Annotated in this window: 15 protein-coding genes; 9 read left to right on the forward strand and 6 right to left on the reverse strand. The window is 43.3% G+C overall.

Going from position 1 to position 18898, the window contains the following annotated elements; genetic code table 11:
• The first annotated feature begins 6 nt into the window (after positions 1 to 6).
• From DK188_RS06845 to DK188_RS06855, 3 genes are read left to right on the forward strand one after another with little or no spacing between them, the layout of a single operon-like run.
• Positions 7 to 1341, forward strand: a complete 1335-nt coding sequence (locus DK188_RS06845) for a YfcC family protein (protein WP_111670059.1) — start codon at positions 7 to 9, stop codon at positions 1339 to 1341.
• Between the two features lie 20 nt (positions 1342 to 1361).
• Entirely contained in the window at positions 1362 to 2381 is a 1020-nt protein-coding gene (gene mgrA, locus DK188_RS06850; RefSeq protein ID WP_111670060.1) for an L-glyceraldehyde 3-phosphate reductase, read from the forward strand.
• The gene (locus DK188_RS06855) at positions 2381 to 3550 is read left to right on the forward strand and encodes an MFS transporter (protein WP_111670061.1); all 1170 of its coding nucleotides are present in this window, start codon (positions 2381 to 2383) and stop codon (positions 3548 to 3550) included. The genes mgrA and DK188_RS06855 overlap by 1 nt, the downstream gene beginning before the upstream one ends.
• A gap of 243 nt (positions 3551 to 3793) precedes the next feature.
• Here the strand turns inward: DK188_RS06855 and DK188_RS06860 are convergent, their stop codons facing one another.
• On the reverse strand, positions 3794 to 4585 hold the full coding sequence (locus DK188_RS06860) for a hypothetical protein (protein WP_111670062.1): 792 nt from the start codon (positions 4583 to 4585) through the stop codon (positions 3794 to 3796).
• A 199-nt stretch (positions 4586 to 4784) separates the two neighbouring features.
• On the opposite strand from DK188_RS06860, the gene DK188_RS06865 reads away from it, so the two are divergent.
• The gene (locus tag DK188_RS06865) at positions 4785 to 5909 is read left to right on the forward strand and encodes a pyridoxal phosphate-dependent aminotransferase (protein WP_111670063.1); all 1125 of its coding nucleotides are present in this window, start codon (positions 4785 to 4787) and stop codon (positions 5907 to 5909) included.
• Positions 5909 to 6451, forward strand: a complete 543-nt coding sequence (locus DK188_RS06870; RefSeq protein WP_111670064.1) for a GNAT family N-acetyltransferase — start codon at positions 5909 to 5911, stop codon at positions 6449 to 6451. The genes DK188_RS06865 and DK188_RS06870 overlap by 1 nt, the downstream gene beginning before the upstream one ends.
• 120 nt (positions 6452 to 6571) lie before the next feature.
• Here DK188_RS06870 and DK188_RS06875 read toward each other — a convergent pair whose 3' ends face one another.
• Positions 6572 to 7930 (reverse strand): exonuclease domain-containing protein, encoded by a 1359-nt coding sequence (locus tag DK188_RS06875; RefSeq protein ID WP_111670065.1) that lies wholly within the window; start codon positions 7928 to 7930, stop codon positions 6572 to 6574.
• A gap of 288 nt (positions 7931 to 8218) precedes the next feature.
• Here DK188_RS06875 and DK188_RS06880 point away from each other — a divergent pair, with 288 nt between their 5' ends.
• From DK188_RS06880 to DK188_RS06900, 4 genes are all read left to right on the forward strand, one after another.
• Positions 8219 to 9664, forward strand: coding sequence for an amidohydrolase (locus tag DK188_RS06880; protein WP_111670217.1), 1446 nt, complete (start codon positions 8219 to 8221; stop codon positions 9662 to 9664).
• A gap of 100 nt (positions 9665 to 9764) precedes the next feature.
• Positions 9765 to 10451 (forward strand): hypothetical protein, encoded by a 687-nt coding sequence (locus DK188_RS06885; protein ID WP_157963185.1) that lies wholly within the window; start codon positions 9765 to 9767, stop codon positions 10449 to 10451.
• Between the two features lie 159 nt (positions 10452 to 10610).
• A complete protein-coding gene (locus tag DK188_RS06890; protein ID WP_111670067.1) occupies positions 10611 to 11327 on the forward strand; it encodes a hypothetical protein in 717 nt (238 codons plus the stop codon).
• Positions 11328 to 12616: 1289 nt separating this feature from the next.
• Positions 12617 to 13069, forward strand: coding sequence for a DUF4440 domain-containing protein (locus tag DK188_RS06900; RefSeq protein WP_111670069.1), 453 nt, complete (start codon positions 12617 to 12619; stop codon positions 13067 to 13069).
• Between the two features lie 19 nt (positions 13070 to 13088).
• Here DK188_RS06900 and DK188_RS06905 read toward each other — a convergent pair whose 3' ends face one another.
• From DK188_RS06905 to DK188_RS06925, 4 genes are all read right to left on the reverse strand, one after another.
• A complete protein-coding gene (locus DK188_RS06905) occupies positions 13089 to 13997 on the reverse strand; it encodes a C25 family cysteine peptidase (RefSeq protein ID WP_111670070.1) in 909 nt (302 codons plus the stop codon).
• On the reverse strand, positions 13998 to 16037 hold the full coding sequence (locus tag DK188_RS06910) for a hypothetical protein (RefSeq protein ID WP_111670071.1): 2040 nt from the start codon (positions 16035 to 16037) through the stop codon (positions 13998 to 14000).
• Positions 16038 to 16288: 251 nt separating this feature from the next.
• Positions 16289 to 17956, reverse strand: a complete 1668-nt coding sequence (locus tag DK188_RS06915; protein WP_111670072.1) for a DUF6909 family protein — start codon at positions 17954 to 17956, stop codon at positions 16289 to 16291.
• Positions 17957 to 18347: 391 nt separating this feature from the next.
• A complete protein-coding gene (locus DK188_RS06925; RefSeq protein ID WP_111670074.1) occupies positions 18348 to 18872 on the reverse strand; it encodes a hypothetical protein in 525 nt (174 codons plus the stop codon).
• Positions 18873 to 18898: the final 26 nt, after the last annotated feature.

An 18898-nucleotide genomic window follows, 5' to 3' on the forward strand; every position in this document is an offset into this window, starting at 1 on the left:
TTACCAATGAAACTTTCATTTCCACATCCCTTGATCATTTTACTCGGTTTTATTACTCTGTCGGCATTGGCCACTTTGGTGATCCCGTCCGGAAGTTTCGACCGGGTTTTGGATGAGGATACAGGTAGAGAGATTGTGATCCCTGGGAGTTTTAAGACCATCGAAGATGTCAATCCCAGTTTTTGGGAGGTGTTAAAAGTTATACCGGAAGGGTTTGTTGCAGGTGCAGACATCATTGTCCTGATATTGATTTTGGGAGGGGCATTTTACATAGTAGAAAAAACCGGAGCGCTTCAGGCTGGAATTGAGGCTTTGATTTACCGCTTCCGCTCTTCGAAATTCCTGCTTTTTTACATTTTAGGGATCGTTTTTGCTATGGGAGGTGCTTCCATATCCATGCAGGAAGAACTGATTCCCATGGTTCCGGTCTTTGTTATTTTGGCCACCAAACTGAATTATGATCTTCGATCCATCATTGCTATCACGTTAGGGTCTTCCTTGGTCGGTTCGGCATTTTCACCGATCAATCCTTTTGTCGGTCTTTTAGCACAAAATATTGCAGAAGTTCCCCTCTTTTCGGGTGTGGTATTTCGGAGCACGGCATTCGTTTTTGCACTTTTACTCTGGATTACCTACCATGTCCGTGCAGGTAAATCAAAGCTACCTGACCAGGAAGTCTCCGAGTTGAAGCCCAGTCCTCTGTCGCTGAGAAATGCATCCATCCTATTTATTTCCTTTGGAGGTATCGGCGTTATGATATATGGTATTACAGCATTTGACTGGGGCTATATTGAAATGTCCGCCTTGTTTTTTCTGATAGGGATAGTTTGTGGATTGGTGGGGGGTATGGGATTGAATGGAACAGCAAGAACCTATGTGGCGGGATTTGGCGAAATGATTTTTGCAGGAATGATTGTAGGTTTGGCGAGAAGCGTCTATTTGATTTTAGAAAAAGGAGAAATTATCGACCCGCTGATACAGGCACTCTTCTCTCCGCTAGAATCACTTCCAGAAGCCTTGGCCGTCGCAGGAATGTTTGTCAGTCAGGCGCTGGTTCATATTCCCGTGCCCAGCACCTCAGGACAGGCTGTTTTGACGATTCCCTTGACTGCACCGCTGTCTGATCTGATCGGTCTCAGTCGTGATGTAGCTGTGCTGGCATTCCAATATCCGGCAGGACTGATGGATCTGCTTACTCCGACCAATGGTGGAATGATGGCAATAATCGCAAGTGCGGGAATCAGCTATAAGGACTGGATTTCTTACATTTGGAAAAGCTGGCTCTTCATTGCCTTAATCGCACTCGCAGGCTGTTTCCTCGGAATTCTTTTATTCAAATAATACTAAAACCTATCTAACCAATGCAAATCAACGATCACAATCCCCTTCTTCCCTATCAGCCAGCCTCTGATCGATACAGTCAGATGAAGTATCGCTACTGCGGAAAAAGCGGACTTCAACTGCCTGAAATCAGCTTGGGTCTATGGCATAATTTCGGCCATAATGCCGACATGACATTGGGTAGAAAAATCCTGAGAAGGGCTTTTGATCTAGGTATTTGTCATTTTGACTTGGCGAATAATTATGGTCCTCCATTTGGCTCAGCAGAGGAGAATTTTGGTCGAATCCTTAAAAAAGATTTTCTCCCCTACCGAGATGAATTGCTGATCTCCAGCAAAGCAGGTTGGGATATGTGGCCGGGTCCTTATGGGAACTTTGGCTCAAGAAAATACCTCATCGCCAGCTGTGACCAAAGCCTAAAGCGAATGGGACTGGATTATGTCGATATTTTCTACCATCACAGACCCGATCCCAATACGCCACTGGAAGAAACTATGGGCGCTTTGGATCAACTCGTACGGCAGGGCAAGGCGCTCTATGTGGGAATTTCTCAATACAGTGCCGAAGACACAGCCAAAGCTTATGACATTTTGAAGTCCCTCGGAACTCCCCTCCTCATCCACCAGCCTCGCTACAGCATGATTGACCGCTGGGTGGAAAATGGACTGATGGATGTTTTGGGTGAAAAAGGAATAGGAAGCATTGCTTTTTCACCATTGGAGCAGGGAATGCTTACCGATAAATACCTCAAAGGAATCCCGGCCGACTCCCGTGCTGCCAAAGACGGACGCTATCTGAAACCTGAATCACTTGCTCCCGAAAAGTTGGAAATGATCAGCAAATTGAATGAGATCGCGCTAAAAAGGGGGCAATCCTTAGCCCAAATGGCCATTGCTTGGCTGCTGAAAGATCCACGGATCACTTCTGTCCTGATCGGTGTATCCAAACCCGAGCAACTGGATGATAACGTGGCTGCTGTTGCAAATTCCACATTCACGTCTGACGAAATCACACAGATCAAAACCATCTTGCGGGCCTAATGCCACAAAAATTATCCTCACGAAGTGCCCTGATTTTGATTGTAATCGCTCAATTTCTGGGCACTTCGCTTTGGTTTGCAGGAAATGTAGCAGCGCCTGAGCTTGAACTAGCCCTAGGATCTACTGGCCTTACCTCATGGATTACCTCTGTAGTACAACTTGGGTTTATCATCGGCACGTTTACCTATGCCCTTGGTTCTTTTGCTGATCGATTTTCTCCTTCCAGGGTATTTTTACTCAGTGCACTATTTGCTGCCATTTTCAACCTATTAATTCCCTTGACTCCCCTGAGTCTAGTTTCGGTTTTGGGATTACGTTTTCTGGTGGGGTTCTTCCTAGCGGGAATCTATCCAGTAGGGATGAAGATTGCCGCAGATTACTTCGAAAAAGGCTTGGGTTCAGCGCTGGGATTCTTGGTCGGTGCGTTGGTCATGGGAACAGCCTTTCCATATTTACTTAAGGCTATTGGTGCTGAAATTTCCTGGGAATCAATTCTTTGGATCACTTCTGGTTTGAGTATACTCGGCGGAGTGATGGTTGGTTTGTTTGTACCTGATGGGCCATTTCGGAAGCCTAACCCAGTTTTTGACCGCAACCTTATACCTTCCTTAGTAAAAATCAAAGCGCTTCGATCCGCAGCAGCAGGGTATTTTGGACACATGTGGGAGCTGTATACCTTTTGGGCTTTTCTCCCTCTTTTACTTTTGGATTTGAGAGGAGAAACTGAAATCACCTCAGACACTTCACTAATGACCTTTGGAATCATTGCCATTGGCGCGCTTTCCTGTGTGATGGGAGGATTGATTTCGGGGAAACTCGGAAGCGAAAAAGTAGCACTTTTTAGCTTGGCCGGATCCGGGATTTGCGGATTGATATTGATCCTTTTCCCAACTTTCCCCAAGGAATTAATTCTCCCATTTCTATTGCTTTGGGGCATTTTGGTCATCGCGGATTCCCCTCAGTTTTCTACTTTGGTGGCTCAAAGTGTCCCTGCAGCCTACCGGGGAACGGCACTCACTTTGGTTAATTCGATTGGGTTTGGGTTGACGATTCTCAGCATTCAATTCAGTCAATTTTTAAGCAATTTATTTAGCCCAAGGGAGTTTTTGGGTTGGTTGCTTATTGGGCCCGTTTTGGGAATTTTGGGGTTTAGGTATTTCAAGGAGTAATTATTTACCATGTGGAATCTTACAGGTCTCTGAATAAAAATTTTTAACCGAATCCACTTTGCCTCCCTTTTGAAGGGGAAATTTGCCAAAGGCCACCATCAAACCTTTAGCTTGTTTACTGAAGTGCAAGTCGAGCTACGCTTAGTATAAACTTCCTGAAATTCAGGCACTTGATTCAATAGCCTATCCAAAAAAAAGAGGCCTCTTGCGAGAACCTCTTTGCTAGCGAGTCTAACCGGACTACTATCTAACTACATTTTCAAGATTGGCCAAATAGATCCATTTCTGGTCTCTGGAGTTCAGGCCTGCATTCACTGCATTTCGTTGCTCCGCCGTTTGATTCATATCCTCATACGCCTGTGCATTGAAAAACTGCACATAATCTTTGTACAGGTTAACCGTGAGATGGGTTGAGGAAGCTTCGGAACCTTGTGGAAGGGCAGCTCTGAGAAAGCTCCAATGGCCCATCATCCCCTGGTTGATTCTGCTCTGGTGAATTGGCTTAAACACTTCAATTTCCGCTTTTTCGTAATCAGAAAACTTGCCTTCTACCGCCTTCATCAAATCAAAAGATGCCAAGACTCCAGGTTTGTATTGAAAGTTGTCATTGGTGGATGCCAATTCTTTCATATACAACCTGACTGGAGAATCTCTAAAGGCCAGCGATTGTTCAAAAATGGTCCGAACCTGTGATTCCGACAAGTGAGGATAGGCAATTTTGGTGTATTCAATCAATGCATCTTCGTCCAGTCCATTCATCATTTTCACCGGATCATCGTAGTGAGTCACCATGATGTATTGGTACTCTCCCTGCTCTGCTCCCGTCTGAACCTTCCAAAAATCCCATCCTTTGATTCGCTTATCATTCAAAGCCTGCCGATATACTTTCTCTGTCAAATCTTTAAATTCGATGTAATCAAAAAGCTGGTCTTTCTCCACCTTAATGAATTCGAATACCGAATACTGAGTTTGCTGGGCATGAAGTAAGCTTGTCCAAACTAACCCACAAATCAAGAATGCTAAAAACTTTCTCATGATAAATTGGGGTTTAGGGTTTATTGTGCTTCGAATAATTTAAAAAATAATTCTGTAAAAAATCAATTTTCAGAATAAAAACTTATTTCATAGATATTTCACCCAAGAAACTTCCTTTAAATAAAGTATTGACAAAAATGCAATTTTATTAACATGATTGGGAAAAGCTTAGTATTTTGACAATCAAAACAGAAAAATAATGAAGGGACTATCAAGAAGAGATTGGCTGAAAAGAACCTCCCTGGGAGGTGGTTTGGCACTGGTTGGGGGCACTGGAATCGTATCCTCGCTGAGTGCAGAAGAGGTAAAAAAGTATAATCCCCGACCATTGGCAGGACCGATCCGACTGGGTTCCAACGAAAATCCCTATGGCCCATCCGAGTCCATGCGAAAAGCGATGGTCGCTGCTTTTGAAAATGGATGTCGGTATCCTTGGGCATATAATGCTTCCTTGGTGAAAATGATCGCTGAGAAAGAAGGTGTCCCTGAGGATTACATCGTGCTGACAGCGGGCTCGACCGAGGGTCTAAAGGTAGCCGGAATCACTTTTGGCAGGGGTCGGGAAATCATCAGTTGCGCCCCGACATTTCTCTCCATGATGGAGTATGCAGAGCTCTGGGGCACAGAAATCAGTTGGGTTCCGCTAAACAAAGACCTGGATTTTGATCTCGATGAGATTGAAAAGCGAGTAAGCTATGAGACGGGTTTGGTATTCCTATGCAATCCGAATAACCCCACCGGTAAACTGTTGCCGGCTGACCGAGTCAAAGATTTTTGCGAAAAAGTAAGCAAGCGGACCGTGGTATTCAGCGATGAAGCATACTATGACTACATCACCGAGCCCAATTATCCATCCATGGTGGAACTGGTCAAAAAAGGACATGATGTAGTCGTCTCACGAACCCTATCCAAAGTATATGGACTGGCAGGGATCAGATTGGGCTATCTGGTGGCCAAACCTGACTTGGCAAAAAAACTGAGTGACCGAGTCGTGGCAAACACAAATATTATGGCCATTGAGGCTGGAAAAGCCGCTTTGGCAGATACTGACTTTTACAAATTTGCCCTTCAGAAAAACGAAGAAGCAAAAGCGATGATCATCGAAACCTTGGATGAATTAAAACTTCCCTACCTGGAATCACATGCCAATTTTGTTTTCTTCCAATCCGGAAAAGACATCACTCAACTGAATAAAACTATGGCTGAAAAGGGATTCATCATCGGCAGACCTTTTCCTCCGCTGAATGACTGGTGCCGTATTTCCACAGGCACCATCGAAGAAATCGCCCTCTACAACAAAGCCATCAAGGAAGTTTTGGGCTAATGTTGAATCAGAATATTTTGCTAGAGAATGAAAAAGTCCTGCTCAGACCAATGTCTCGGCAGGACTTTTCCATACTTCAGGAACTGACAGGAGATCCGCAGATGTGGATCTATTTCACCCATGACCTGAGCATTCCTGAGGAATTTGAAAAGTGGGCAGAGCCGCATTTCAACCGAGAGCGACTTCAATTCACAGTCATCGAAAAAGCAACGGGTAAGCTTGCAGGTGCTACGGCATTTGGTAATTTTTCGGCTCGGGATCAGCGGGTAGAAATCGGCTGGACTTGGCTGGGCAAAGCCTTTCGGGGCACCGGAATCAACCAATCCATGAAAAAGCTGATGATCGATTACTGTTTTACAGAATGGAATTTGAAACGGGTCGAAATCAAAACCGATGTTTTAAATATGCCTGCCCGAATGGCGCTGCTGAAATTTGGCGCTGTAGAGGAAGGTATCTTGAGAAGTCATACGCTGATGACTCATGGAAGGAGACGGGATACGATTTACTACAGTGTGATCGAAGGAGAATGGATGAAAAAGTAGGCAGTGATCAGTTGGCAGTTTTCAGAGTGAAAAGCCAATAGTTCTGTCAATGAAAAGGGTGAAAGCAATCTTTACTATAAGTTAAAAAGATAAAGTGAGAAGGCTGAAATAGATTTCGGGCTAACTTGCAGAAAAAACCCGGATCCGGTCCAAATCAATCTGGTGAATGTATTGTCGGAGAATATAAAAGGTCTCCGGCACTTTGGGCACCACTTCCAACTGGTCCGGCTCAGGAAAATCAGCACTTTTCAAATACGAATACCTGCTCAGCATGCCTCCCTCAAAGTAGCAATAGGCGTTCTCTCCCGTTTCCCGTCCGGGAAGATTTAGCATTAAGTCCCGCTTGGATTTCTTAATCATGGAGATAAACGCCTCGGCACGGGCATTGTAGGCTTCAGGACTTTCGGCACTCTTACAAGCTCCCAAGCAAGTCTGGTCTTGGATCACTTCACAGGTTACTTTTCGGAGTCCACTGAGTTTTTGGCAGAGTTGGTAAGATTCGATACCTGTTTTGAGAAAAAGATTGGCTTCTTCCGAGGAGAAAAACGTCTCCAAAGGCAGGAGATTTTTGGTCACTTTGGCCACCTGAAATCGATAATACCCTGACCCATCCTGATACTGAAACAAGCCAAATAGCGTCTTGGGCATCTTCATAGCCGAATTGTAAGCAGGCCAAAGCCGCTTGATTTCCAGAGTTTCAAAAAGCAAAGCCATCAATTCCGAACCAGTCAACTGCCACTGAAGATCGACTACCTCAGCCTTCAGCTGCTGCTTCAACTGCGGCAAAACCTGCCCGGAAAAGTGCCCCTTGAACCGCTCGCGGATATTCAGTGCCTTGCCTACATAGATCACTTTCCCCTTGGCGTTTAGCATGTAATACACCCCGCAGGATTCGGGGATCTGCTTGAATTTAGTAAGGGGAAAATGCGGCGGAAGAAAAGCCTCCCCCGTATTTCTTTTAAGCGAAGACAACACGACATCCTGTCGGTCTTTGATCATTCGGTCAAAAAGCAAAGCTGTCGCTTTCGCATCACCCATGGCTCGGTGACGGGCCAGAATCGGGATTTTTTGATTTTCGCAGATCCTTCCCAAGCTGTAGGAACTGAGACCTGGAAAAACCTTTCGGGAAAGCCTAACGGTGCAGAGTTTTTGGGTTGTGAGCTCTTTTCCGATTTTGAGAAAAGCCTCCCGTATAAAGCCAAAGTCAAAATTTACCGAATGGGCAATGAAAACCCGGTCATCCAACAGTTCCCAAAGTTCATCGGATACCTCCTCAAAAGTGGGGGCATTGCGCACCATCGCATTGTCTATCCCTGTGAGTCCGGTGATGTATCCGGGAATATTCTGCTGAGGATTGATCAGCGTCTGCCATTCCTGTACAATCGATTCCCCATCGTGGATCAAAACGGCGATCTCCGTAATCCCTCCTCCTTTGGACGAACTTCCTGTGGTCTCAATATCTACGATGGCAAATTCCATGGGATAAAGTTAATCCAAAGCTTCAGGAATTAGAAGTTCGGGACATGAATTGACGGAAGACGTTTTGGGTTAAGCGGTAAATGTTGGTAAGTGATAAGGTTAGAAAGTTGGAAAACAGTAAAGTTGGGAGACTAGGAATTTGTTGGGTTGGAAAGAAATTCGATTCCTGCTTGGAGAATTCAGGGCAACGACTCTAGGGAATTGCAAATCCCAACCCGCGAGAGATTGCAGATAATCAGAAATCCTTATCTTCCCTACACATATAAAATGCCACCAACCTTTGATTTTATGAATAAGCTTAACCTCTTCGCCACCTGCTTGTCAATGACTGTTCTGATCAGTCCAACCCTAGCTCAACAAGCTCCCGATCCACTCAAGAAATCAGTTCAGGAGACCATTGACGCGCGTTACTCAGCAATGACCAATCTGAGTGATCAGATCTGGGCATTTGAGGAAATCGCCTTTCAGGAGTTTAAATCCTCCGCTGCACTATCAGCCTATGCTGAAGAACTCGGCTTCAAAGTGACTCGGGGTGTAGGTGAAATCCCTACCGCTTTTGTAGCAGAATATGGTTCAGGATCGCCGATTATCGGCATTATGGGAGAGTTTGATGGGCTTCCGGGCTTATCCCAAAACAAAGTCCCTTACAAAAGTCCCCTTCACGAAGACGCTCCGGGCCATGGTTGCGGACATAATATGTTCGGTGTGGCCTCACTGAGTGCTGCTGGAGCCATTAAGGACTTGATTGCAGAAGGAAAGCTCAAGGGAACAATCAGATTCTACGGCACGCCAGCTGAAGAGAAGTTTTTTGGCAAGCTTTGGATGATTCGTGCAGGACTGATGGACGATGTGGACATCATGATGGACTGGCATCCTGGGGATGAGACCGAAACTGATGTTCAAAAAGGACTTGCCTTGGTCGACTTTATCGTGGAATTCAAAGGTCAAGCGGCACATGCTTCCGGTGATCCCTGGAACGGACGTTCAGCTTCCGATGCACTCGAACTCTACACTTCCGGCATCAACTACTACCGTGAGCATGTCAAACCTACAGTTCGGATGCATTACCACATACAGGATGGCGGTCAGGTCGTCAATGTAGTGCCCGACTACAGCAGGCTTTGGGTGCGGGTGCGGGACACCAGCCGTGAAGGCTTGATGCCCGTATGGAAGCAAGTGGAGAAAATGGCCGAAGGCGCTGCGATCATGGCCAATGTCAGTCATGAGGTGACTTTGGTATCTGGAGTTCACGAAATCCTAGTTAATCGAACCGGCTCGGCTTACATGCAGAAAAACTTGGAAGCCCTAGGACCGATCACCTACACTGCCGAGGAGCAGGAGTTTGCAAAAAAGATTCAGGAAGCAACAGGAAAACCGCAGATCGGAATTGTGTCTGTAATCAAACCCATGAAAGAAACCTTAGAACATAGCATGGGGGGAAGTACGGATGTCGGCGACGTAAGCTGGGTAGTTCCTACGATAAGAATGAGTGGCACCACAGCGCCAAACGGAACACCTTGGCACTCTTGGGCGGTGGTAGCTTCCGGTGGGATGTCCATCGGTCACAAGGGAATGGGCTATGCTGCAAAAGCTTTGGCTATGACGATGGTGGATCTTTATCAAAATGAAACCCTGAGAAACGAGATCAAAGCCGAATTCAAAGAGAAAAAAGGCGATTACGTGTACAAAGGAATCATTCCTGATGGTCCTCCGCCATTGAAGGCGGGGTATTGAGGTAAAAACATAATGAAAAAATATACGCAACAGTTGCGGTAAGCACGCCAAAAAGGCCAGCTTACCGCAATATTGCGGGAATTAAAAGTTAGCAGCAATAATGACCAGACGAACAGCAAACATATTGACAGGCATTTTATCTATAGGACTTTTGACAATTTTACTTGTTAGGTTGACAAATGTTCCAGGCGGAATGATTCTTTCTGGATTTGCATTAGGGACAATGTGGGTTATAGTTATTGTATTGGTTTGTTTAATCTTGACCGCTATTTTAAAACGTATTTTTAAGACACAATCGTTTTTGACAATCTTATTTTTGACGACCACTATTGGGTTTGCATATTTTCACTACAAACTATACTCACCGACCTTGACAATTGTAGTGCCGACCAATTATTCAGGAGAAGTGGACTTGGTTTTAGCAAATGTAACAGATAACATATTGACACTTGACACAAACGGAATTGGTTATATTGACCAGTGGACTTTTGACAAAACATATTCAAGACCAATCGTTATTGACCAAGACGGAAATAACCTTGACAGTTTGTTAGTTGGCTTCAACCCGACTTCGTTTTGGAGTGTTGGAAAATCTTGTTGCATAGACAATCAAGAAGTCCATACCAAAGGTTTCAAAATTATAAGAAATGGTAAAGAAGTTTTTAAATTTAGAAGTTTGACAGACCTAATAAATCGTAAAATTACAAAGACAAGAAAACCAGACGAACATACTTTAATTCAAACAGAAGCAACAACAGACAGCATTGACAATGGGACGGATAAGTAGAATTACTGCTGCTAACAGCACATTGGCAATAGGCGGGGTTTCGTCTCCGCTTGACAGTTTTGTGGTAGCCGAAAGTTCAGGTCTCCGAACAAACTTCTGTGCTGAAAAGCCCGCCCATCGCCAATCTGCAAACCGTTAGGTGCAATTATACAGACAGACATGACAAGAAACGAAATACTGACATTGACGATCGCAATCATAGCGGTAATTGTTTCCGTTGCAACTCCTTTTGCCCAGAGAAAATATGAGGAATGGAAATCACGGATAAGTTTCAGATTGTATATCAAAAAATACCTTGGAGTTCTTTTTAATATCTTGACATACGACAAAATAGAATATCATGTGCCAAGTATTAAATACAATCCAGAAAAAATTAACTTGACATTACCAGAATATATAAAAAGGTTTGAAAAGGATTTTAAAGAACATCAAAACACAGTTCAATATAGGGTTGCCTTCGCTATTCTTTTTAATATTCAAAATTTATTTTCTGTTTTTAATAGGTCTAGGATAGAAATAAACCGAATTAATGTTGATGGATTATATGAGCATACATTGGCATATGGTAGTAATTTATCAAAAAAGAACTTACATAAAATATACGGACTTCTTTTATTGATGGAACATTATAACTCAATAACAACATTCCATGACAGATTTGATGGTTTAAAATCGATTAAGAGAGTTAAAAAAGATGGCGTAATTGTAGGATTTGAATTGGACAAGAATATTTTGAAAGATCAACAAATGGTTGCTGAGGATATGAAACACTTATGCAATAATGAATTATCTATTGATGAAGTTTTAAAAGTCAACAAATTACTAATTCAAGAAACCAAGGATTTTTTTGAATTTGATAAACTGAAGAAGAATTAATGGAAGAAGCTAATTTCTTTATTACAAGCATGCCGTCATCAAGACCGGCTGACCCCTCTAGGCGTAGTATCTACTCAGAATCTCTGAGGTTCAAGTAGACGCTGGGTGAAGTTTGTAACTTCACCCTAATATTCTTACCAATTTTCAATTGGCTAACCTTCTTCGGCTCTTGCATCATGAGCAAATTACAAATTTGTATTTATATTAAGGCGTAATTGCAAATTACGCCTAGTCAACGTCTCTTTTAAAATTTAACCTAAAACTACACTCAGCGGAGAAATATGGCAGAATCAAAGAATTTAACAAAACAATAATTCTTATAAATGTATGATATAGAATTTTACCTATACGGAATAATTCCGATGATAGTTGGGATTTTGATAATTTGGAAATCAATCCAGATTTCATCAAAAAGAAGATTGGTTATAAGTTGGGCTATAACATTTATAATTGCTATTTCTTTCGCATTTGCAGAATATATGCTATTCTTAATAAGCTTTACAGAATCATGGCCAACATATTTACCGCACATTTTGTTGGCTTTGAATTTAATATTGTTAGGTATTCAGTTGTTACTAAAAAATAGAAAAGATTGAGGTTTGGCTTTCTAAAACATTAATGAAATTCATATCGAGGAAACGGAAAACCAGAAACTGGAAAAGTTTATTGTTACCCCCTCTAGTCGTAGTTTACTACTCACTTCGCTGTTAATCAAATAGACGTTAGCCTAGGTGTAAATTTCCTCCCTTGCTCCAGTACCGTTGTCGAGACTGGCCCAAGGTTAAAATGATTCGTCGAGGCGAATCATTTTAACCTTGTCATACCTTTTTATTTTTTGAATTTGTAATTCAATCAAAAGTCCTTTGAAATCAGCCTTGAGCCGATGTCTTTCAGCTTTTAGCCGATAATTATGTGTTCGGAACTGATAATTAATGATTCGAACCTGTTAATTAATATCTCGGAACTGATAATTAATATCTTGGAACTGATAATTATCTGTTCTGAGCTGATAATTATGTGCTTTTAGCTGATAATTATGTGTTTGGAACTGATATTTATGTGCTTTTAACTGATAATTATGTGTTTGGAACTGATAATTAATGATTCGAACCTGATAATTAATATCTTGGAACTGATAATTACTGATTCCAGATAGATATTTAAAAATTTTTGGCTTGTAAGTCAGGCCCAAAGTTCGGCCAGCATATCCGAATATCCGCCGATTGCCCTATCTTCAATTCGGTCATAAAAATCAATTTCCACCACCTCTTTTCCCAATCCATCCCAAAATGAAAACTTGTCTGACGTTCTTTCTTCTGTTATTCTCCACCGGAGCTTTTGCCCAAAATATAGTTTCCTCGGACGAAAAAGAGATTCAAAACCTCATCCAAAACTCATTTGACGCACTTTTTTCCAACTATGATTCCAAGCAACTCCCGGATTTTTATACCGAAGACTTCCTGCTCTTTGAGCAAGGAGAAATATGGGATATGGACTTTATCAAAAACTATCTTACCCGAGCCCAAGCAAACCCAAACCCTCCCACCCGAACCAATCGATTCGAATTTATTGAGACCAAAGTGGATGGCAATCGGGGTTGGGTGGGCTATTGGAACTATGCGACAATAACCCAAGATGGCAAAGTGATCCGAGATATTAAATGGCTGGAAAGTGCCACGGCCGTGAAAACTGACAAGGGTTGGCGATTGGATATGCTCCATTCGACTCGGGTGGAAGAATAGAAATACTCGCCTGAGAATTTCAGGATTCTCCCAGGTTTATATTTTTCAAATCCACCCAAGGGTTACCCAAAAGATGGTACTGATTTAAAACCTGGCTAACTGACTGATCTTCCGTTGAGATCAAGTCCAAAATGATTTCGGCCAAAGACTCATGCCGTTTTTGTGCCAAAGAGTTGAGGAATTGTCTTCCCAAAAGTTGATTCTCTTCAGTTTTGACTTTGAAAGGACTCGCTAGGAGACTTTGGGTTTTGCCGGATAGGAACCAAGCCAAGCCTATAGTTTGCTCCACTTCCGGATCCAGCGTGGAGCAGGTAAACCACAGACTGAGGAGCAATTGTTTTTCAGGGCTATTGGAAAGCAATTCATCCACTGTGACATGGCCATAGCCCCTGATTCGATCCCCTTCCGAGTGACCCCAATAGGCCCAGATCCCGCTCATTTTTTTCAATTCCTGTAAAAAATCTTCTTTGAAATAATCCCCAGGATGGTAGGGTTTTGCGCCAGCCTGAGCCCAAAGCTCGAGCATATCCGTATAGGGAGGCTGGTATTGGCAGGAAACATGAACGTCAGCTGATTCATTTTTCGAAGGTTCATTTTGCAAATAGTGCTCCACCTCTTCCCAAGTATCCGCAAAAAACAAGGCACAAATCCATGCATTTTGAGGTTTTGCTTGGATCAATTTTGGCCAAAAGGAGATATGGCTGGACTGGGCAAATGATCGGGGAAGAATCATCATCGTAGCCAAACCGCTGCAATCCTCCTCGAGTAGGTTCATTGCCTCTTGGATGAGTCTGGGTTCTTCGGGCTGCTTGAATCCAACAAGAAAATAGCAAGGCTGAATGGAATTCAACCTTGCTATACCTTCATCGGCCTGATCCATCCACATGAACGGAATGATCAGCCCTCTTTTTTGGGTTTCTGAGTTCAATTAATTTCCCGCTAGGATAAATCTTCTTCCCAGATCAAATTCAGTGACACGAATTGGACGGAAATTAAAGGAAGCTTTGTAGACCTGCTTGGCCAACGGTCTGATCAAGTCTAGGGGTAAGCCGATAGATTTGCCTTGAAATTCCGCTTTGTAAAACTCCTGCACCAAAACAGCCTGCTGCTCTCGCTCCAGTTTTAGGAGATTACCCTTGGCTTTTTTGACATCTTCTTCTGAAAGGTTGTATCCTTTGCCAAAAAACTGAGAATGAAGCGCTTCGATCATGTAAACCCCGCCGGAGTTCACGGCCTGCCAAATATGAGTCATTTCGTGGATCAACTCATCCATAGGGAGTTTACCTTTTGATTTGTAATTAATGACATACATGGTCACAAAAGGCCTGTTTTTATTCATCCACATCACAAAATCGGCTGCGAGACTTGCATCCGTGATCTTGACCCTATCCAAGTCGATGGAGGTTCCGAATACCTTCTCGGCCTCGGCACGCTCAGCAGCGGTCAATCCCCTGTGAGAGCCAAAAACTTCCAAAATAATCCCGAAAAGAACCGCTGCTGCTGATGCGCTGATTTTGACAGCTTCTACCATCAAGGTTACTGCAGATTTACCGAGTTCAATCAGGCCTTTGATTAAGCCCTCTCTAAATGCTGCCCGAACGTTTTGGATGATCGTACCCACTACCTCTCCCAGGTGAATTGCAGTACCCAAAAGCGCAGTAAGTAATGTTTTGATGACTGATGCAGTTTTGGTAGCGATAGCTTCCAAAACCTCTTTCACTACTTTCCAAATTTCCCGAAGGGCAGTCATCAACTTCTTTGCTTGGGCTGCGACAAACTTTCCGACTTCATTCAGAACCGCACCCAGTGAAATGGCTAAATCCTTCAACGCACCGAAAATCGGGGTCAGTTCGGCAATAGTTCTATTTACAATTTCTTTCAGCATATCAAATACCTGGGTCCCGATAGCTCTCAAGGCATCAATCACAATTCTGGCAATATTTCGACCTCTATTGATCACGGCGGTCATGATCTCCCGTACGGTGCGACCCAATTTCTTGATCTCCTGCACGATTCGCTTTGCAATGTCCAAAGCAATCCTGTCCAAACGAGAAACGAAATCCAACACTTTCTTGCCTGCTGCCAGAAGTGCCTTGACCACATTGGCTAATTTGGACACGGCCATCTTTGCAATCTCAAACAAAAGTGAAGTGAAAGATCCCAACATTGATTCCAACTTTGACAAAGCTGTTCTAAGCGTACTCTCAACTTGATTTACGGCCCAGTTGAGCACGTCGATTCCTTTTTTGCCAGCTTCGATCACAGCTTGGATAAACTTGTTGAGAGCAGCTGTTCCTTTTTTCACCGCTTCAGCCAATACCTCAGCCACTGATTTGCCGGCAGCCATCACCGCTTCCACGAAGTCACTCACTTTATCCTGAGCCCAACTAGCAACTGTTGAAATGGCTTCAGCCAGGTTTTTCCCAGCAGTCTTGATCGCATCAGCGACCGTGTTGATGGCATCCTTAACAGCGTCAACGACCTTTCCTGCTGTTTTTTTCACCCAGCTCCAAAGCCCATCTGTATCATCCGGCACCATGCCTGTCTTCAGGATCTGACCCGCTGTGGTCAGCCATTCGGCTACATCTTTGATATCTCCTCCTTCGGTGAAATAGTCCTTCATCATATCCGCGGCCTCATTTCGCTTCATTCGTGCCATCTGATGTACTAAAAGAGGAGCCTGCTTAGTTTTCAAAAAACTCTTGACCACAGCTTTTCTGGAAGCTGGTTTCGCTTTTGCAGACCAAGAAGCCAATTCAAACGCCTCTTCAAAATCTCCTGCCTGACTTCTTAAAAGGATAGCCTGTGAAGTTAGGTCCAGATCTTTCACGCCGGTTCCTTCACTTACCTCCAAAACTTGCTTGATGTTCTCCCTGCTGAAGTGAACCGCATGCATGGCTTCGAATCTTCCTTTCAGGGATTTTCCCTGCTGAATTTTCTTGAATTGGGTTGGATCTAAAGTGCCCATAATTTTAAAGTTTAAAGTAGATAAAATTGAAAAACTAGATAAAAACAGAATAAATTCTATTGCAATTATACAATCACAAGCTTTTGACCATTAGTAAAAATTACTAAAAATGATATTTATCTTGGCAAGGATTTTTTTGAAAAAAATAAATTGGAATGAAACCCAATTCTAAAACAGCAAGGATTTAAAACAAAAAAGAGAAGTCCTAAGGCTTCTCTTTTTTGAATTCATGATCAACTTGACCAAGGATTTCAATTGAATAATTTCTCCAGAATCTTATAGGTAATCAAATATGTCGGTCTAACGCCCTCCATTCCAAGCGCCCCGGAAGCTAGGGTGCTGCCAGTTTCGAGCGGATTGTCTGATGCATAATAGGCGTACAATACTTTCACATTTGACCGGATACTTTTTCGGATTTTTGAGGCAGACTGGATTGCTTTTTGGTAATGGGCTCCTTCCATCTCCAAGCCTACGGCATGCCAAGAAGACTTCATGAAATAGGTCAGAATATCCCTGTTTTGCAGCGAGGTCCCAAGCACTGTCACCATCGAACCTGAATAGACTCCCAACCCGTACCCTTCAAAATCTGACTTCTTCAACTCATTTCTAAACGGATAATTATCCGCAGTACCTTCAAATACGTGCGAATCCGGAACCATGAGATCGCCTTTTCCTCCGTGGAGAATCCCGGCCTTCCCCATGATGGAAGTTGAAATAATGTTCAGGGAGTAAACTTTGTCGCCTACCCTGTATTTTTTAAGCAACTCATCAAAACATTCATAAGCCTGCTCCCCAAAAGCATAATCCATCACGACGAAAACCGGTCGCTTTTCCTTCTCTACCGGAAGAGCAACTCCGGGAATAAGGGTGTCTTTTTCAAGCCATGCCGTATCGATAATCTGCGCCCCGATATTGGTCCCAGATTCATCAGGAAGATCAACAAACCCATGCTTCTCGGCATATTCCCGTATCGCTTTGCCCTGATTATTTTTGGCTTTGACCGAGATGTCCATGGCTGTTTGCTCGATTTGCTCGTAGGAATTCAGCCCCAAAGCTTGGTGTCCGTAGATCGTATTGAGGACGCTGTGAAGATTGGCTGAGATGATGTGGATTGGACGCTTAATGAGATCAAGATTCAGCAGGGTTTCCTTGATCCGGTCGGCCCAGAGCTCCCCATAGACGTGGTGCCCTACCCGCTCTCTCAGGGTGGCGGAGAAGCTGATCTCACGATCCAAACTCTGAATTGACTCATCCATTGCAAGCTTACCCAAGTGATAGACCACAGAAAACAAGCTGTTTGAATTGCCACTTTTGGAAAACTTATCCACCGCATTCAATGTCTCATCAAATGTCTTTCCGATCAGATGACTGAGGTAAGCACTGGCACATTCTCTGTCGAATTCTTCACCCGACTGCTCTTTTTTGACGAAGTCTTCCAGCATAGTCCAGTTGGAGGAGATCCTTCCTTTAGGGTCGGTGCTGTTTCTCAGAATCTTTCGTGATTCGATATATAAAAAAGTAAGGTGGGTTAAGATATCGTAAATATCTGATCTACCCCGAGTCATCTCCACATACATAATGTCCTGATCGAGCCGATAGCAATTTCGCTTTCGTTTGGCAGGAATGATCGGAGATAAATGAGAGGTCTCATAGCCTTCGCGACTGATCAGTCTGACATAGCGACATTCTTCGATTCCACGGGGAAGTCGCTCCATGACGTAGAGTAAGCCGTCAAGTTCGATCTTTTCTGGATCAGTCAGTGTGCCATAGATCTCTGGACTAAGCGTCATCAAAGCTTGAATCAAACCCTCTCCCGAAACACCCATTGGCTTGTAACTACCTCTGTTGAAAAGGTGGCGCATGGTGATGTACAGCCGCTCAATGGCTGCTCTAGATTCTTGTGCTCTGGTTCGTTTCATAGATAAATTTTTCCGTTTTTTTCACGCATAGGATTTGCCTTTGATGATCATTCGAGGATTGAATGAGGATTTTCAAGGGCATTTCAACTAGTTGTACGTTTCCTTTAACTTCATTTGTAAAATCGCAATACAGCGATACAATCTTTACATTGACACCAGCCATTTGCTAGATTACACAAGTAAAAAAAGATTAAATTCTGCGAAATTAGGCAAAATCGCCGATTTTACCTGAATTTCTTCAGTTCGCTTCCTGGAATGAGTAACTAAAAGCAGGAGGATTTGTAATCAATAGACTTAAAAAAAAATTACACCCAAACTCCAAAATCAAACAGAATGAGCGGATTAACCGGCATAGGAACCTGAATTGGCAAATACTTTTTTTGAGGGTAGATTACTCTGCAGGACTAAGGCGTCTTTTGAGTTTGACACCCATTCCAATGTAGCCTACTGGGGAACTAAATGTCCTAAACCCCATGCGCAACTCGGGTTCCAAAATCAGGGTTTCCTTGAGCAGAATCTCTTTTCCAATTTTTACCAAAGCTCCAATCTCTACACTGGGAGTTCTGGTGTAATTCTCCACTTGGATCAGATTTTTATCAATTTGGTTCCACCCTGAAAAAAAATCTACGGTAGGTCCGACTGAAAAAGCGGCAAAGCGACTGGAATAGCGATACAGAAGTGGGACGTTCACATACCGCTCACGCACGGTGATGGTCTCAGAAATAGTGATTCCTGACTCATCGATCGACACGAAATTTTCATTGATGTCTGTCCGATAAAAAAGACCAAGTTCGATCCCGCTCCTCGCCGTAAACTGCTTCTCATAAAAAAGACCAAGATTAGGTTTAAACGTTCCAAATTGGAATTCTCCCGCAGCCAAAACACCGGCATAGCTTGGTCTAAGGTCTTGGGCCATGCTGCCCACAATTACTAAAAAGAATC

It is taken from the genome of Algoriphagus litoralis (genome assembly GCF_003259255.1).
GTDB classification, from domain to species: Bacteria; Bacteroidota; Bacteroidia; order Cytophagales; family Cyclobacteriaceae; genus Algoriphagus; species Algoriphagus litoralis.

What these genes read in the sequence shown, in the direction of transcription:
- DK188_RS06890 (WP_111670067.1), top strand. Translation starts at nt 10,611, where the DNA reads ATGACAAGAAACGAAATACTGACATTGACGATCGCAATCATAGCGGTA.
- DK188_RS06865 (WP_111670063.1), top strand. Translation starts at nt 4,785, where the DNA reads ATGAAGGGACTATCAAGAAGAGATTGGCTGAAAAGAACCTCCCTGGGA.
- DK188_RS06880 (WP_111670217.1), top strand. Translation starts at nt 8,219, where the DNA reads ATGAATAAGCTTAACCTCTTCGCCACCTGCTTGTCAATGACTGTTCTG.
- DK188_RS06845 (WP_111670059.1), top strand. Translation starts at nt 7, where the DNA reads ATGAAACTTTCATTTCCACATCCCTTGATCATTTTACTCGGTTTTATT.
- DK188_RS06885 (WP_157963185.1), top strand. Translation starts at nt 9,765, where the DNA reads ATGACCAGACGAACAGCAAACATATTGACAGGCATTTTATCTATAGGA.
- DK188_RS06875 (WP_111670065.1), bottom strand. Translation starts at nt 7,930, where the DNA reads ATGGAATTTGCCATCGTAGATATTGAGACCACAGGAAGTTCGTCCAAA.
- DK188_RS06900 (WP_111670069.1), top strand. Translation starts at nt 12,617, where the DNA reads ATGAAAACTTGTCTGACGTTCTTTCTTCTGTTATTCTCCACCGGAGCT.
- DK188_RS06925 (WP_111670074.1), bottom strand. Translation starts at nt 18,872, where the DNA reads ATGGCCCAAGACCTTAGACCAAGCTATGCCGGTGTTTTGGCTGCGGGA.
- DK188_RS06910 (WP_111670071.1), bottom strand. Translation starts at nt 16,037, where the DNA reads ATGGGCACTTTAGATCCAACCCAATTCAAGAAAATTCAGCAGGGAAAA.
- mgrA (WP_111670060.1), top strand. Translation starts at nt 1,362, where the DNA reads ATGCAAATCAACGATCACAATCCCCTTCTTCCCTATCAGCCAGCCTCT.
- DK188_RS06870 (WP_111670064.1), top strand. Translation starts at nt 5,909, where the DNA reads ATGTTGAATCAGAATATTTTGCTAGAGAATGAAAAAGTCCTGCTCAGA.
- DK188_RS06855 (WP_111670061.1), top strand. Translation starts at nt 2,381, where the DNA reads ATGCCACAAAAATTATCCTCACGAAGTGCCCTGATTTTGATTGTAATC.
- DK188_RS06860 (WP_111670062.1), bottom strand. Translation starts at nt 4,585, where the DNA reads ATGAGAAAGTTTTTAGCATTCTTGATTTGTGGGTTAGTTTGGACAAGC.
- DK188_RS06915 (WP_111670072.1), bottom strand. Translation starts at nt 17,956, where the DNA reads ATGAAACGAACCAGAGCACAAGAATCTAGAGCAGCCATTGAGCGGCTG.